Genomic DNA, 16,136 nt, shown 5'->3' with positions numbered 1-16,136 from the left:
GTTTGTTTTTCATTGGGTTTTAGGCATTAACTACGCAACAACAACACAACTAAAACCTATGTTAAACTTAAAGAAAAAAAAATTATGATTCCACAATTATTTGTAGAAAGTATCGATTTAGGTGATGGCAGAAACATCACAATCGAGACAGGTCGTTTAGCCAAACAAGCTGACGGATCTGTTGTAGTAAGAATTGGTAAAACTGTTATTTTAGGAACAGTTGTATCATCAAGAAAAGCAAGTCCTGGAATCGATTTTTTACCTTTAACGGTAGATTACCGCGAAAAATTTGCAGCAGCAGGTCGTTTTCCTGGAGGTTTCTTCAAAAGAGAAGCGCGTCCAAGTGACAGCGAAGTGCTAACCATGAGATTAGTTGACCGTGTTTTACGCCCACTTTTCCCAAATGATTACCACGCAGAAGTTCAAGTTATGATACAGTTAATGTCTCATGATGAAGAAGTTATGCCAGATGCACTAGCAGGATTAGCCGCTTCGGCAGCACTTGCTTTGTCTGACATTCCTTTTGAAACTTTGATTTCTGAAGCTAGAGTAGGTAGAATTGACGGAAAATTCATCATCAACCCTTCTCGTGCACAATTGGAATTATCAGATATAGATATGATGATTGGAGCTTCAAACGATTCTATCGCAATGGTAGAAGGAGAAATGAAAGAAATTTCAGAAGCAGAAATGCTAGAAGCCATCAAATTTGCACACGAACATATTAAAGTACAAATTGCAGCTCAAGAAAGATTGGCAAATGCATTTGGAAAAAAAGAAGTTCGCACCTACGAAACTGAAAAAACAGATGATGCTATTTACGCCAAAGTAAAAGAAGCAGCTTATGATAAAATTTACGCTATTGCAAGCAAAGGTTCTTCAAAACAAGAACGCTCTGCAGCATTTGATGCCGTAAAAGAAGAAGTAAAAGCATTATTCTCTGAAGAAGAATTAGCTGAAAATGGAGATCTAGTTTCAAAATATTTCTACAAAACCAACAAAGAAGCCGTTCGTAACGTAACTTTAGACTTAGGAACGCGTCTTGATGGAAGAAAAACTACTGAAATTAGACCAATTTGGTGTGAAATTGATTATTTACCATCTGTTCACGGGTCGGCTTTGTTTACTCGTGGAGAAACTCAAGCATTGGCAACAGCAACATTAGGAACTTCTAGAGAAGCTAACCAAATTGATTCACCATCAGAACAAGGTGAAGAAAAATTCTATTTGCACTACAACTTCCCTCCTTTCTCTACAGGTGAAGCTCGTCCGTTAAGAGGAACTTCAAGAAGAGAAGTAGGTCACGGAAACTTGGCTCAAAGAGCTTTGAAAAATATGATTCCTGCTGATTGTCCTTACACCATTCGTGTGGTTTCTGAAGTATTAGAATCAAACGGTTCTTCTTCTATGGCTACCGTATGTGCTGGAACATTATCATTAATGGATGCAGGTATCCAAATGATACGTCCTGTTTCTGGAATTGCAATGGGATTGATTACTGACGGAGAACGTTTCGCCGTTTTATCCGATATTTTGGGTGACGAAGATCACTTAGGAGATATGGATTTCAAGGTAACTGGAACTTCAGAAGGGATTACAGCTTGTCAAATGGATATCAAAATTGACGGATTGAAATATGAAATTATGGAAGCGGCTTTAGCACAAGCTAGAGACGGTCGTTTGCATATTTTAAACATACTTACTTCTACACTTGCGGCTCCAAAAGCTGAGGTTAAAGCGTATGCTCCAAAAATCATCACAAGAACCATTCCTGGTAACTTTATTGGCGCGTTGATTGGACCTGGTGGAAAAGTAATTCAAGAATTACAAAAAGCTACAGGTACCACTATCGTAATCAATGAAGTAGACGAACAAGGAGTTATCGAAATTCTTGGAACAGATCCTGCTGGAATTGAAGCAGTACTGGCCAAAATCCAATCGATTACTTTCAAACCTCAAATGGGCGAAGCTTATGAAGTGAAGGTAATCAAAATGCTTGATTTTGGTGCAGTTGTAGAATATACTGCTGCTCCTGGAAATGAAGTATTGCTTCACGTTTCAGAACTAGCTTGGGAAAGAACAGAAAACGTTACCGATGTTGTAAACATGGGTGATGTATTCATGATTAAGTATTTAGGTTTAGATCCAAAAACTCGTAAAGAAAAAGTATCTAGAAAAGCCTTGATGCCAAGACCTCCACGTGAGGAGAAAAAAGAGTAATCCAATCTTAGTTTACTAAAGGTTTATTTATAGAAAGAACCCCGTTTCATGCATGTGAAACGGGGTTCTTCGGTTTTTAATCCTAATTAGGGCATGACCCCAATAGAAAATGGAGCCCAATATACAAACCGCTTATTCGGCTCCATTGGCTATTGCGGTCGGGCTATCCGCCTTTACAAGGTAACTTGCTCCTATCCCTCATGCGGTCTTATAGGATTAAAATTAATTTTTACATTGAACCATTAAGTCATTAAGGTTCATTCAGCCCTAGAAAACTTAATTTTCTTAATCTCTTAATCAATATTGTTTCCTTAAGGAAGATATGACATTCCGACGGAGCAGGAATCACACTCGTGACTAACGAAATCGATCCCTCTTTCGTCGGAATGACAAACTGCATGAATTAGAAAGCATTTGTTTACTTAAGGAAAAGACATTGATCTCTTAATGGCAAAATTTTCTTTTTTTTACCCACGCCAATTATGGCAGATCCAAAAGACAAAAAAACCTTTGCGCCTTTGCGTCTTAGCGGTTAACTCCCAAGTCAGCAATTAAAGAAATCCGTGAAAATCTGTTCCATCCGTCAAATACGTGGCTCAAAAACACACAAAACAAAATTTTGCGCCTTTGCGCCTTTGCGAGAAAACAAACAAAAAAAAGCTTTGCGCTCTTTGCGTAACCCTTTGCGCACTTTGCGGTTAAACTCCACAAAACCACTATAAAAAATCCGCTTTAATCCGTTCCATCCGCCAAATCCGTGGCCAAAACCAACACACAAAACAAAACTTTGCGCCTTTGCGTCTTTGCGAGAAAAACAAACACAAAAAAAACTTTGCGCCCCTTGCGTAACCCTTTGCGCACTTTGCAGCTAAACTCCACAAAACCACTATTAAAAAATCCGCTTTAATCCGTTTCATACGCCAAATCCGTGGCCAAAACTAACACACAAAACAAAACTTTGCGCCTTTGCGTCTTTGCGAGAAAAACAAACACAAAAAAACCTTTGCGCCCCTTGCGTAACCCTTTGCGCACTTTGCAGCTAAACTCCACAAAACCACTATTAAAAAATCCGTGAAAATCTGTTCCATCCGTCAAATCCGTGGCTCAAAAACACACAAAACAAAACTTTGCGCCTTTGCGCCTTTGCGAGAAAAACAAACACAAAAAAAACTTTGCGCCCCTTGCGTAACCCTTTGCGCACTTTGCAGCTAAACTCCACAAAACCACTATTAAAAAATCCGTGAAAATCAGTTCCATCCGCCAAATCCGTGGCTCAAAAACACACAAAACAAAATTTTGCGCCTTTGCGAGAAAAACAAACACAAAAAAAACTTTGCGCCCCTTGCGTAACGCTTTGCGCACTTTGCAGCTAAACTCCACAAAACCACTATTAAAAAATCCGTGAAAATCTGTTCCATCCGTCAAATCCGTGGCCAAAACCAACACACAAAACAAAACTTTGCGCCTTTGCGTCTTTGCGAGAAAAACAAACACAAAAAAAACTTTGCGCCCCTTGCGTAACGCTTTGCGCACTTTGCAGCTAAACTCCACAAAACCACTATTAAAAAATCCGTGAAAATCTGTTCCATCCGTCAAATCCGTGGCTCAAAAACACACAAAACAAAACTTTGCACCTTTGCGTCTTTGCGAGAAAAAAAACACAAAAAAACCTTTGCGCCCCTTGCGTAACCCTTTGCGCACTTTGCGGTTAAACTCCACAAAACCACTATTAAAAAATCCGCTTTAATCTGTTCCATCCGCCTAATCCGTGGCCAAAACACACAAAACAAAACTTTGCGCCTTTGCGTCTTTGCGAGAAAACAAACACAAAAAAACCTTTGCGCTCCTTGCGGTAAAACCCAACAAATCAACTATTTAAAAAATCCGCATTAATCCGTTCCTTCTGTAAAATCCGCGGTCAAAACCAACTTACAAAACAAACCTTTGTGTCCCTTGCGTAAAACTTTGCGTTCCTTGCGGTTAAACAAACCCAACAACAAATACTATTACAACTTTTTAAACGAATAACTCAAAATAATAACAAAAACATTACAAATTATTCAAAGAAAAAAAATATCTTTAACGTGAAAATTAGTATCTATTAACCAATTAAAAAAACAACTATGTGCGATTCTACAAAAGAACTATCCTTTACCCCTTACCCAACCGTCCAAACCACCAAGATTAACACTTTACCGTTTACTTTCCTAGAACCAGGCGAGGTTAATTACCCAGTAGCCCCATTGGTTTCTGCAAAATTCTACACCCCAAAAGGTGGTGTTTTAACCCTAAAAGTTAGAGCTACAGTATACATGAACTCCGAAATTCCAGACGCTCCTGTTGTAGAACCACCTGTTGAAAAAGATGGCGTTTTGACTATCAATTACGATTATGATTTTTCTATGGAGACCCCAGAAACTTGTGATGTATGGTACGTAGAACTAGATTATACCTCTGCTACAGTGGGAGACATAACTACTGTTGAATCTTTTATGGTAAACTTAGATCCTGAAGTCTCTAGAGGAACAAAAGTAGATGTTACTCCTTAAAACCTTTAAATTATTACTTATAAAATAATATAATGATAAAATTCAAATTGTATTTAATTTCAATACTATTCTCATTTCCTTTGATTCTTCATTCTCAAGATAAATCAGAAAATGATATTATAAAAAAAAAATTACAAAAAAAAGTAGTTGAATATAAATCTGAAATAAATTTTATTAAATCCCAATCTTTTTTTTTTAAAAAAGATTGGGATTCCTCAATTGTATATTCCATGAAACAATTGAGTTTAAATAAACATAAAGAATTGAATGATTATTGTCATTTTTTTAGAGGAACAGGTTTTTATAGTAAAAAACTTTTTAAAGAAGCCAAAAAAGAATACTTACAAGTTTCTAATCAATTCACATTTTACCCATTAACTCAAATTTACTTAGGTGGAGTTCTACTTGAATTAAGAGAATTTAAAAATGCAATTTATTATTATGAAGAAGTTATAAAAAAGCCTTTAATTCAAAAACAGACTTATAGCATAAACAAAATATATGAAGGACTAGGAAATACTTATAGTTGTTTGAAAAAATATAAGGAAGCAGAAAAATATTTAATTAAAAATTTACAATCGAAAGAGGAAAATATAAATAAAACTGAATTATATAATGCATATAATAGTTTAGCAAATCTATACTATGCACAATACAAAGACAAACAAGCTATACATTATTTTGAGCAAGCCTATTTGTTATCCAAACAAATAAAAGATTTTGACAAAAAATACCTTTCTTCTTTTAACATGGCAGCAGTAGAAGAAAACAGAGGCAACTTCAAACAAGCATTAGTATACAGAAAAGAATCAGAGCAATGGAATGATTCCCTATACAATCAAAACAAAGTCTGGGCACTCGCAGACTATGAGAAAAAATATGCGGTAGCGCAAAAACAAAAACAAATATCGGTACTTAAGGTCGAAAACAAACTAAAAGACACCCAACGAAATACGATGTTTTTTTCTACATTGGGTTTATTATTGCTATTAGTAGGAGGCGTTTATATCTATGCACAAAAAGTAAAAAATGCTAGAATCATCCTCACTCAAAAAGAAAAACTAGACGAGCTCAATACTACCAAGGATCAATTGTTCTCCATAGTGAGCCACGATTTGCGCTCCTCAGTCAACGCGCTCAAAACCAGCAATGCCAAATTGACCACTTCGCTAGAAACCAAAAACTACAGTGAGCTCGACCAGCTCCTGCATCAAAACAGCGCCATTGCAAACGGCGCCTACAGTTTGCTCGACAACTTGCTCCATTGGGCTTTGTTGCAAACCAAACAGTTGTATTTCAGCAAAGATTCGGTGCATTTGTATTCCATCGTGCAACAAATAGAATACAACTACAAACCTTTACTGCTCGACAAAAGCATTGCTTTTGAGAACGCCGTTTCCAAAAATAGTTTTATCTTCGTGGATCTCGATTCGCTAAAAATTGTTTTGCGCAACCTGCTCGACAATGCTATCAAATTCTCCCCAGAGAACAGCAAAATTAGTTTTTACACAGTCGAAACCCATACCGATTTTTGCCAACTAGTGATTCAGGACAGCGGTTTGGGTATGAATCAAAACACCATAAACGAGTTGCTCGAAGACAATGAACTATTGGCCAAGAAAAGCAATTCGGAAATAATAGGAACTGGCCTTGGAATGCAATTGTGCAAACAAATGATCAAGAAAAACGGAGGAACACTAGCCATAGAAAGCGAACTCAACAAAGGAACCAAAATGATACTTTCGTTCCCAAAAACAGAACAAAATGGATAACATCAATGTACTTATTATAGAAGACACCCCAGAGCAAAGTGATGCGCTGAGCAAAGTCTTACTGGCCAACAAATACAACATTGTAGGGGTTGCCAGAAATTATACAGATGCCCTGACCTTATTCTACCAAAACCCCGTAGACATCATAGTAATCGATGTCTTCCTTGACGGAAAACCAGACGGAATCACCTTTGCCGAGACCATCAATATTGTACCAAATGCATCAAAGCCGTTTGTGTTTTTGACCAGTTCACAAGACCGCCAAATTTTTGAGAGAGCCAAACTCACCAAGCCTTTCAGCTTCCTGATGAAACCCTTCAACGAACTGGAAATTCTCTACGCATTGGAAATGGCTGTCGAAAAATTCTATGAGCAAACCAATGTTTTCCTGAGCGAAGACCAAGACACCGTAATCAGCAATGATTGCATGTTCATCAAAAAGAAAAATGCACTCAAAAAAGTGTCTCTCCAAGACATAATCTACATAGAAGTCGAGGATCGTTATTGCAACATCATCACCGAGAAAGAAAAATTTGTTATCTTGATTTCGCTCACCAAAATCAGTGACTTACTAGACAAAAACAAATTCACCCGCACCCACAGAAACTACATTGTCAACACCGACAAAATTGAAGAAATCATCCTAGCCGACAACCTTGTCATCCTCAAAGGAAACCATAAAATAAATCTAAGCGACTCTTACAAAGACTTCATCAAAAAAATGAATATTTTGTCTTAGGAATTAGTTTTGCGCTTGTATGTCATTGCGTGCGTGTGTCTTTGCGAGGCACGAAGCACCCGAGTGAAACGAACGGAACGTTAGCTAATCTCACTTAGCATGTCCGTTGCCACAATTTCAAAAATTAGCTTTTACTACTCTTGATAGTCCATTTCATTCTTTCAATAGCTATGGGAATCTCACATGTCTCTTCGTGTGCAGAAGGTTTTTTGCGTACAATCAAAAATTATTGGCACTCATAACAACAAAAACCCATTTCATGACATTGCTTTTTTAAAACAGTATTTACTACTGTAAATTTACTTTAGAATTAAAATCCAAAAAACACCACCATGAGACTAGAACTTAACAACCAAAAAAATATGCAACTCAAATCCATTTTTAACAAACTCAATCCTTGGATTGGACTTATAGCGTCATTGTGCCTCATCATACCGAGTTTATATGACATCCTAGACGACCCATTACTGTTTACATCAGATCACTTGATCTTAGGCGCAGGTATTTTCTTAATGGTTTTATTTTTAAAACAAATATTTGATAGAATCATCAATTTTGATGAAATAGAATAATCATAATAAAAAATAGCTAATGCCATTTAGTCTATTTCTTGTATAACTAATGCTTTCCAATTAACAATTAAATTAGTTTGAAATACCTGTTTCATTTTTTTGAGACAGGTATTTTTTATTTTTAATAAAAAAGATTAAACTTTTGTAACTTTTTTGAAACAGCATACGTATAATAACTTGTACACTTAAAAAATTGAGGAGACAAAAACATGAGACAACTTAAAATCACCAAGCAGGTTACCAATCGTGAAACCGCTTCATTAGACAAATATTTACAAGAAATTGGAAAAGTTGACCTTATTACCGCTGACGAAGAAGTAGAATTAGCTCAAAAAATTAAAGCTGGGGATCAAAGAGCCTTGGAGAAATTGACAAAAGCCAATTTGCGTTTCGTAGTTTCGGTAGCCAAACAATACCAAAATCAAGGTCTTACCCTACCCGATTTGATCAATGAAGGAAACCTTGGTTTAATAAAAGCAGCACAACGTTTTGATGAAACTCGTGGATTCAAATTCATCTCTTACGCCGTATGGTGGATTCGTCAATCGATTCTTCAAGCTTTGGCAGAACAATCTCGTATCGTTCGTTTGCCTTTAAACAAAATTGGTTCTATCAATAAAATCAACAAAATGTATGCCTTATTAGAGCAATCTAATGAGCGCCCACCTTCTGCTGAAGAAATTGCAAAAGAACTTGATATGACCGTAAATGATGTAAAAGAGTCTATGAAAAACTCTGGACGTCACTTATCAATGGATGCACCTCTTGTAGAAGGTGAAGACTCTAACCTTTACGATGTATTGCGTTCAGGTGAATCTCCAAATCCAGACAGAGAATTAATTCACGAATCATTGCGAACTGAAATTGAACGTTCCCTAGAAACATTGACACCAAGAGAAGCCGATGTGGTGCGTTTGTACTTTGGTCTTGGCGATCAACACCCAATGACACTCGAAGAAATTGGTGAAACTTTTGACTTGACTCGTGAGCGTGTACGTCAAATCAAGGAAAAAGCAATTCGTAGATTGAAACACACTTCTAGAAGTAAAATCTTGAAAACGTATTTAGGTTAATTTAAAATATCCCCCAAATTAAAATTTTTAGATACTTTAAGGTTTAAATCTTTTAATTCAAAATGAACAACAGTCTGATTAACTGTTCGTTTTTTGATTGATGATTGAAACTCCGGCTGATTACCGGAGTTTTATTTTTTAAAACATAAACTAACCATTATAAACTTAAATCGTTTTACAAGAAATCTTTTAAAATTTGAAACATTAAGAGATTAAGAAAAATAAGAATACATTCAATCCCTATTTTTAAACAGTCCAAAATCAAAAAACGTTAATCTTAAATCAAAAATCATTATGCCTTTGCAGTTAAAAAAACTAATTTTGCAAAAAACTACAAACTAGTAAAGATGCATTGCAGTGCATCTCAACGTAAAAACTACACAATGAAGAATACAATTATTGCTCCATCAGTTTTGGCCGCCGATTTCGCCAATTTACAACGTGACATCGAAATGATCAATAACAGCCAGGCCGATTGGTTTCATATTGACATTATGGATGGTGTTTTTGTACCCAATATTTCTTTTGGAATGCCAGTACTTGAAGCTATTACAAGACATACCAAAAAAACAGTAGATGTCCATTTGATGATAGTCAATCCAGACCAATACATCAAAACGTTCAAAGCATTGGGAACAGATATTTTGACCGTACATTACGAAGCTTGCACCCATTTGCACAGAACCCTTCAAGCCATCAAAGCCGAAGGTATGAAAGCAGGAGTAGCATTAAACCCACACACTAGTATTGATTTATTGGAAGATGTAATCAACGACATCGATATGGTTTGCATCATGAGTGTAAATCCAGGTTTTGGAGGACAATCTTTTATAGAAAACACATACGCGAAAGTAAAAAAACTAAAAGACCTAATTACCAGAAAAGGAGCGTCAACTATCATAGAAATTGATGGCGGGGTAACCAACAAAAACGCTTTGCAATTGGTCGAAGCGGGTGCCGATGTACTTGTTGCGGGAAGTTTTGTCTTCAAAGCCGAAAACCCAACACAAACTGTAGCTGATTTAAAAAAACTGACAACAGTTTAAAATCATAGTTCCATCGGAAAGTTCCCCAAATTTTCGAATTTCAAAACTTTCGTTATTACCAAATAACAACAATAATAAAGGCTATTTAGCATTAAAATACAAAAGTCCCAATAAGCAACAAAGCTACATTGGGACTTTCTTTAGTAAACACTTAATCTTACATTCCTTATTTATACTGATCAATTAAATATTTGATCAAATCAGTAGTCGTAACAATCCCAACCAATAAATGATCTACACATACCGGCAAAGCATGAAACTCATTATGTGCCAATATCTCCGCTGCTTCTTTAATAGTTGTTTCTGGAGTAATTGTAATTAATTTTTTTGCCATTACTTGTTCAACTGTAAACATATTGTAAACGGTAGTATCTATAACCTCCTCATCATCATCTATCGCATCAGCAAAAGATATGCGTAATAAATCAGTATAACTTAACATTCCAATTATTGTTGCACCATTAACCACAGGAATATGTCTGATTTTATGATGCTTGAAAAGAGATTCGGCTTTAGTTAAATCATCCGAAATTGTCAGTTTAATAATATTTTTGGTCATAATAGTTGACACGGGAACATGCTGTCTCATAACGCCTTTTCTTTAAATTATAATGTAAATTTAGAATAGAAATTTGAGCAAAAATATGATGTTTATCAGTTGTTATTAAAAATAAAATTGAATAGACAATCAGGCTTTCACATCTCAATATTTCCTACAATATTTAACATCATTACAACAAAAACAACCTACGTAAAAGTACTCGAAAGAACAAGTCTTTTTTTTTAGTTTTTTTCTTATTTAATCATTCAAAATAAATATTTTTGAAAGACTAATCTTTATTTATAGACATTTATTGACAGAAATAATTAACACTATTGAACTATTTGCACTATAAAATCAGCTCATTTTTTAATAAATAGCCCCCTAAAAACGTTCCTAAATACCATTTTTACTAAGAAAATTCATATTTAACAAAAAATTAACATTCCTACAAAATAGTGTACGAATTTTTTGGTAGTTTTACTTTGTAAATAAATAAATTTATAACTAAAACATTTTTATTATGTCATTTTCAACAACATTGACCGTAGGCGGGAAAGATTACAAAGTACTTTCTGTAAGCTACGATTTAGCACAAGAAACTGACGCTTCAGGGCGTCCATCTACAGTAACTCGTGGAGGCAGAATCATGGTAGAGGTAGAATCTACTGGAGGAACAGAATTGTTTGAATGGATGACCAACAATTTCGAAAGAAAAGATGGGTCAGTAAAATTCATCAAACGCGATTCAAACGCAACTCTAAAAGAATTGAAGTTTACAGAAGCTTACATGGTGAAGTACAAAGAAAACTTTGACCACACTGGTGAGAATCCGTTAACAGAAACTTTTATGATTTCAGCTCGTAAAATTGCAATGGGTGGAGGAGAATTTGACAATGCCTGGGTATAATCCTAGAGACTTTGTCAAACTTCTTTAAGCTTGAACCTTTAAAGGAAGTCTATTTACGGACTTCCTTTTTTGTATTACAAATAAAGCTTTTACAATTTCATATTATTTAGGACTTATTTTTAAATCAAAATCTATATCCTAAAATTTCAAAAAAGTCAAAAACCAAAATTATAAAATATGAGTTTTTTATCTACCTTTCATGTTGACGGAGAAGAGTACAATGTACTAGAATTTAATATTGATTTCAAACAAGGAACAGACACTACTGGCAAGCCCATAGGTGGGCCAAAAGGTGGCGCGATAAAACTTACCGTTGAAGCCACACAAAACACAAAATTTCTATCTTGGATGCTCAACAGCGAATTGACAAAAGATGGTAAAATAATTTTTTATCGCAGAGACGCTTTGAGTAAAATGAAAGAGCTAACCTTCAAAAAAGCTTTTTGCATCAATTACCACGAACAGTTTACCAGCACAACAGATATCCCGATGAAAATAACCCTTGAGATAATTGCAAAAGACATTGTCTTTGGAGACGCCAAATTTTCAAACAACTGGATCGCTTTAGACTAGTGACTTTTTTAGTTTTCAGTCGCAGTAAGTAGTAGAAGAGTAAAATATATCCTAAAAAGATCTTAACTCTTAACTGACAACCGACAACCTTTAACTGATAACCGATTAAACCCCAACCTCATGATTACATACGCAGAACAAGTACATTTAGACATTAGCGGTTTCGCGCCAACTGTGATTTATTATGATTTGAAATTGGAACAGAAAATGGCAGATCACCACCATTTTTCGTTTGTGTGGCAATACACCAATACCGCCATTATAGAACCCAGCGCTCAAGCCAAAGCCATACGAGATTACTTAGGACGTGATGTAATCTTTACTTTCAAAAGCCTTACCGGAGTACAATTGATGGCCAAAGGAGTAATCAATTCACTCGAATCTATTGATTTACATGGAAGTCCCGCAGGTTTGCATGTAACGGGAATAAGCCATAGCATTTTTCTAGACGACATGAAAAGGTCAAGGACCTTTATAGAACAAGATTTAGAAACCATTGTAAAAAATATTCTAGCCGAAGGTCCGGGTGATTTTTACAATCGTGAAGCCATTATCCCAACCTACGATCCCAATTTTACTTATATGCCACAATACAACGAAACCAACTTTGATTTCTTGAAAAGGCTAGCACAACGTTACGGACAATGGTTTTATCACGATGGAATGCGCATGCAATTTGGACAGTTAAAACCCAGCAAAGTAAAACTCACCAACGGTGCCTCTTTGCATCATTTCAAGATACAAACCCTATTGCATTCTCACAAAGAATCGCTGGGTGGTTATGATTACAACAGCGCCTCAAACATCAAAAATGCGGCTGCCAAAACCACTACCGGAAGCGGAGACGGATTTGCAACCGCTGTTGGATACAGACAAGGAGCCGTAAGACAACCCGACTTAGAAGTAGGTGCCTATACTGCACAAGCACCCGATTGTAGTGCACTTGCCGAAATGGTCAAACTGCAAACCAATGGAAAAGATGCCAACAGTATTTTTTACAGCGGTGTTTCTTATCTTCCGCTTGGAATAGGTCAAAAATTTACGATTGTAAACAACACAGTAGAACATAATTTAGTTGTAATAGAAGCCACGCATCACTCGGAAGTACACGGGAATTATACTTGTGCTTTCAAAGCCATCCCCTCGGATGTTGGCGCACCACATTACACCAATGTGCATGCTTACGCCAAAGCCGAAAGTCAACCCGCCAAAGTAATCGACAACAACGACCCCGACGGTTTAGGTCGAGTAAAAGTAGAATTTTACTGGGCTGGAGGAAACAGGAAGAGCGACTGGATGCGCCTTATACAACCCCACGCAGGAGCTGGAAAAGGTTTTTATTTCATCCCGGAAATCGACGAGGAAGTCCTAGTAGGTTTTGAAGGAGGAAGTGCCGAAAGACCTTATATAATGGGAACAAACTACAACGGTAGCGAAAGTTCAGGTTACAACACTAGTGGCAATGACCAAAAGGTAATTCACACCCGCTCCGGTACCAAAATGATTTTTAACGATGCCGAGGGAAGTGTTTTTATCGAAGACCCGTCTGGTAATACTTGGAAAATGGATGGTCAGGGAAATATTGACGTGACTGCTCCTAAAAATTTCACAGTAAATGCTGGGGAGAATGTAAGTATAACGGCAGGAAAAAACGTAACTGTAAGTGCTGGGGAGAATATATCCTCAAGTGCTGGAAATGACATAATAGATACATCAGGAGCAAATATAAATCAAATAGCAACTGCAGATTATATGTTGATGGCAAAAAACATAACAAAGATAGCAAGCGATAATTATTCAGCAGATGCTAAAGACATCACGAGAAATGCTTCTGGCAAAATCGAAGCTATTTCGGTAAAAGAACACGTACAAAATAGCAAAGGCAAAATTCAGAATCTATCCGGTGAAAAATCATTAAATGCTTAAGGTATGGGTGTAATAAATATTTATGCTACTAATTTTAAAGAAAATGTATCTGGTAGTATTAGAGAAGATGGCGGTCAAATAGTTAATCAATCAGAAGCAAAAGTTGTCCAAAATGGCGCAAAAGGTGTAGATTATGACAAAAACAAAGAACGTAAACCACCAACAGACATTAGAATTACCAAAGTTGAAGGTCCATTTGATGACAAAGGCAAACTAATTAAAAAAATTAATTTAGGGACTTCCTATATTTACAAAGCAACAACTTCTAGAAAACCAAAAAAAGAAGAGATTGCATTACTAAAATGGTCTATAAAATTTGACCAAGGTGATCGCTTAATTATAAATGGAGTAGCTTCTCTCAACAAATTAGACGGAGATAAGATAATTATTAATCTTAAAATCAATCAGGAATTTGAAAAAGGAAAAGTTTATGCTTTTTACCAAAAAGCAGATGAAAGCGTTAGTGTAGAGCTTAGTTTGAAGAAAGTGAAGTTCCCAATTTTAATTCTTCAAGGATCAAGAAGAAAAGGAAAAAACAGAGAGAATAATGGCACTGCCTTAGATATGCTGTATAAAGATTATTCTATTGATGCTGTAGGATATGAAAAATTACGAAAACAATTATTTGATGAAACATATAATGTTGAGAAACAAAATAGTTTTTATAATGTGAATTCTCGAACTGATAACGCAAAAAAACAATCTGATTTAAAAATTGAAAAAATAAAAAGCTTTTTAGATAAATCTACTGATGATTTATTTAAAATATTTAGAAATGATATTAAAGGCTATTCTAGTGGCGAAATAGAGACAGTCGCTATAGAAATGGTTGATAAGATGGAGCAAAATACGGGAGGTGAATATACAAATAAGAAATTAACTTCCGCAGTAATAGGTCATGAAAATTCCAAGACATTTATCTCGGCAACAAAAAAAGTCATTAAGGAATACTTAAAAGAGAATAAAGGAAATATTGAAAAGTTAGAAATTATTGATGACTCTAAAGGATTATTGTATGAAAAACTAGTAAGAGATAAAGTCGACAATCCAAAATTTGGTGATTGGTTTAGTGGATTAGGAATTACAATTAATGATGTATGGGCATATCAGATCTACATTACAGATTTTAAAGTAAATAAAAATACTTTTCAAATGAAATTAGAATATATTTATTGGGACCATTTTGGTTTAGATTATCCAGATATTCAAAAATTTGACAAAGACATCTTCTATAGTTGGTTTGTATTGCAGCACTATAAAGGGTTTAAGCCTTTTATAACTAAATTGGATATAGCTGAAGAATTAAAAGGCACATTTTAAATTTGTTATTCTAGAATCATTATAACAAAAAAGTGGTTTTCTAGTCTTTAAATAATCTATAAATATGAAAAAAAATATTTTACTTTTAAACATTTTACTAATTATCAACTTCTATAGTTGTACTAATAACAATATTATGATTATTGAGCCAATTGATAAAGAATTTAATGAGCAATTACTAACAGGAAAGGGACTAGATTCTAATTTATTTAGCACGAAAGAATTACTTCAATACTATCAAATTTCAAATTTTAGTAATTTAACTCAAAATGATTTTCAGCTAAAATTGAATGAATTTGTAAGTGAAAATTATAAGATAAATAATTTCAGTAATTTTACAATTCTTTTTTATAAAAAAGAAAGTTTTGTAAATTACAGTAACTATGTCTATGAAGCAGCCAGAGATAATCAAAACGGGAGTATTGAAGAATATAAAAGCAATCTGATTGCGAAAATAGTAATTATCAAAGCAAAAGACGATCAAGAAAAGGCGGCTCGACATACGACCCTTTATGATAAAGATTCAGTTGTATTGGAGAAAATTGATAAAATAAATTTAAACTAAGTGACAGTACTCCTCCCGTGATTCTTTTATAACAATAATCATGGCAGCTTATTTAAACCAATTAACAACCACAAGGCTCTTATGAAGATAGTGGATTTGCAATTCTTTCCCATTCAATTATCACTCCCAATTTATTTTTTATCCATCTTTTTTTTACTTTATAAATGTACTGTGCGCGTACGGATTGAAAATCTATGCTTTCGTATGTAGACTTATCCGTGTCATTGGAATAAGGGATATATAATAATAGATGATGAAGAAATCGGCAATTCTTTAAATTCAAAAGATTGGTTTAAAAAAGGTTGGAATGAAACTTTATTAAATTCTAAA

At 35.1% G+C, this 16,136-nt stretch carries 13 protein-coding genes; 12 read left to right on the top strand and 1 reads right to left on the bottom strand.

Translation table 11 applies throughout. From position 1 onward, the window contains the following. Positions 1–84: 84 nt before the first annotated feature. The 7 genes from OZP06_RS10815 (at position 85) to rpe (ending at position 9,971) form a co-directional block, all read left to right on the top strand. Positions 85–2,220 carry a polyribonucleotide nucleotidyltransferase gene (locus OZP06_RS10815; RefSeq protein ID WP_281323708.1) on the top strand — a complete coding sequence of 712 codons (2,136 nt, stop codon included), beginning with the start codon at positions 85–87 and terminating at the stop codon, positions 2,218–2,220. Positions 2,221–4,343: 2,123 nt separating this feature from the next. Next, positions 4,344–4,769: a hypothetical protein gene (locus OZP06_RS10810; RefSeq protein ID WP_269221857.1), complete on the top strand. Its 426-nt coding sequence runs from the start codon at positions 4,344–4,346 to the stop codon at positions 4,767–4,769. A 32-nt stretch (positions 4,770–4,801) separates the two neighbouring features. Beyond that, positions 4,802–6,541 (top strand): tetratricopeptide repeat-containing sensor histidine kinase, encoded by a 1,740-nt coding sequence (locus tag OZP06_RS10805; protein ID WP_281323707.1) that lies wholly within the window; start codon positions 4,802–4,804, stop codon positions 6,539–6,541. Next, the gene (locus tag OZP06_RS10800; RefSeq protein ID WP_269221855.1) at positions 6,534–7,280 is read left to right on the top strand and encodes a response regulator transcription factor; all 747 of its coding nucleotides are present in this window, start codon (positions 6,534–6,536) and stop codon (positions 7,278–7,280) included. The genes OZP06_RS10805 and OZP06_RS10800 overlap by 8 nt, the downstream gene beginning before the upstream one ends. Positions 7,281–7,612: 332 nt before the next feature. Then, positions 7,613–7,852, top strand: a complete 240-nt coding sequence (locus tag OZP06_RS10795) for a hypothetical protein (protein ID WP_269221854.1) — start codon at positions 7,613–7,615, stop codon at positions 7,850–7,852. A 209-nt stretch (positions 7,853–8,061) separates the two neighbouring features. Further along, on the top strand, positions 8,062–8,925 hold the full coding sequence (locus OZP06_RS10790; RefSeq protein ID WP_026707723.1) for a sigma-70 family RNA polymerase sigma factor: 864 nt from the start codon (positions 8,062–8,064) through the stop codon (positions 8,923–8,925). Positions 8,926–9,308: 383 nt separating this feature from the next. Continuing rightward, positions 9,309–9,971 (top strand): ribulose-phosphate 3-epimerase, encoded by a 663-nt coding sequence (gene rpe / locus OZP06_RS10785; protein ID WP_269221853.1) that lies wholly within the window; start codon positions 9,309–9,311, stop codon positions 9,969–9,971. Positions 9,972–10,137: 166 nt separating this feature from the next. On the opposite strand, the gene OZP06_RS10780 is transcribed toward rpe, so the two are convergent. Continuing rightward, the gene (locus tag OZP06_RS10780) at positions 10,138–10,560 is read right to left on the bottom strand and encodes a CBS domain-containing protein (RefSeq protein WP_281237898.1); all 423 of its coding nucleotides are present in this window, start codon (positions 10,558–10,560) and stop codon (positions 10,138–10,140) included. A gap of 475 nt (positions 10,561–11,035) precedes the next feature. Here OZP06_RS10780 and tssD (OZP06_RS10775) point away from each other — a divergent pair, with 475 nt between their 5' ends. The 5 genes from tssD (OZP06_RS10775) to OZP06_RS10755 all read left to right on the top strand — a co-directional run bounded on the left by tssD (OZP06_RS10775) (position 11,036) and on the right by OZP06_RS10755 (position 15,806). After that, entirely contained in the window at positions 11,036–11,422 is a 387-nt protein-coding gene (gene tssD, locus OZP06_RS10775) for a type VI secretion system tube protein TssD (protein WP_160376505.1), read from the top strand. Between the two features lie 177 nt (positions 11,423–11,599). Next, a complete protein-coding gene (tssD, locus tag OZP06_RS10770) occupies positions 11,600–11,995 on the top strand; it encodes a type VI secretion system tube protein TssD (protein WP_269221852.1) in 396 nt (131 codons plus the stop codon). A 120-nt stretch (positions 11,996–12,115) separates the two neighbouring features. Beyond that, positions 12,116–13,921, top strand: coding sequence for a phage baseplate assembly protein V (locus tag OZP06_RS10765; protein WP_269221851.1), 1,806 nt, complete (start codon positions 12,116–12,118; stop codon positions 13,919–13,921). A 3-nt stretch (positions 13,922–13,924) separates the two neighbouring features. After that, positions 13,925–15,241, top strand: a complete 1,317-nt coding sequence (locus tag OZP06_RS10760; protein ID WP_269221850.1) for a DUF3289 family protein — start codon at positions 13,925–13,927, stop codon at positions 15,239–15,241. 64 nt (positions 15,242–15,305) lie between these two features. After that, positions 15,306–15,806: a hypothetical protein gene (locus OZP06_RS10755; RefSeq protein WP_281237900.1), complete on the top strand. Its 501-nt coding sequence runs from the start codon at positions 15,306–15,308 to the stop codon at positions 15,804–15,806. Positions 15,807–16,136 lie beyond the last annotated feature (330 nt).

The sequence above is a fragment of the Flavobacterium sp. IMCC34518 genome (assembly GCF_027111095.2).
Taxonomy (GTDB): Bacteria; Bacteroidota; Bacteroidia; order Flavobacteriales; family Flavobacteriaceae; genus Flavobacterium; species Flavobacterium praedii.
This window is presented reverse-complemented; position numbering and strand designations above follow the sequence as displayed.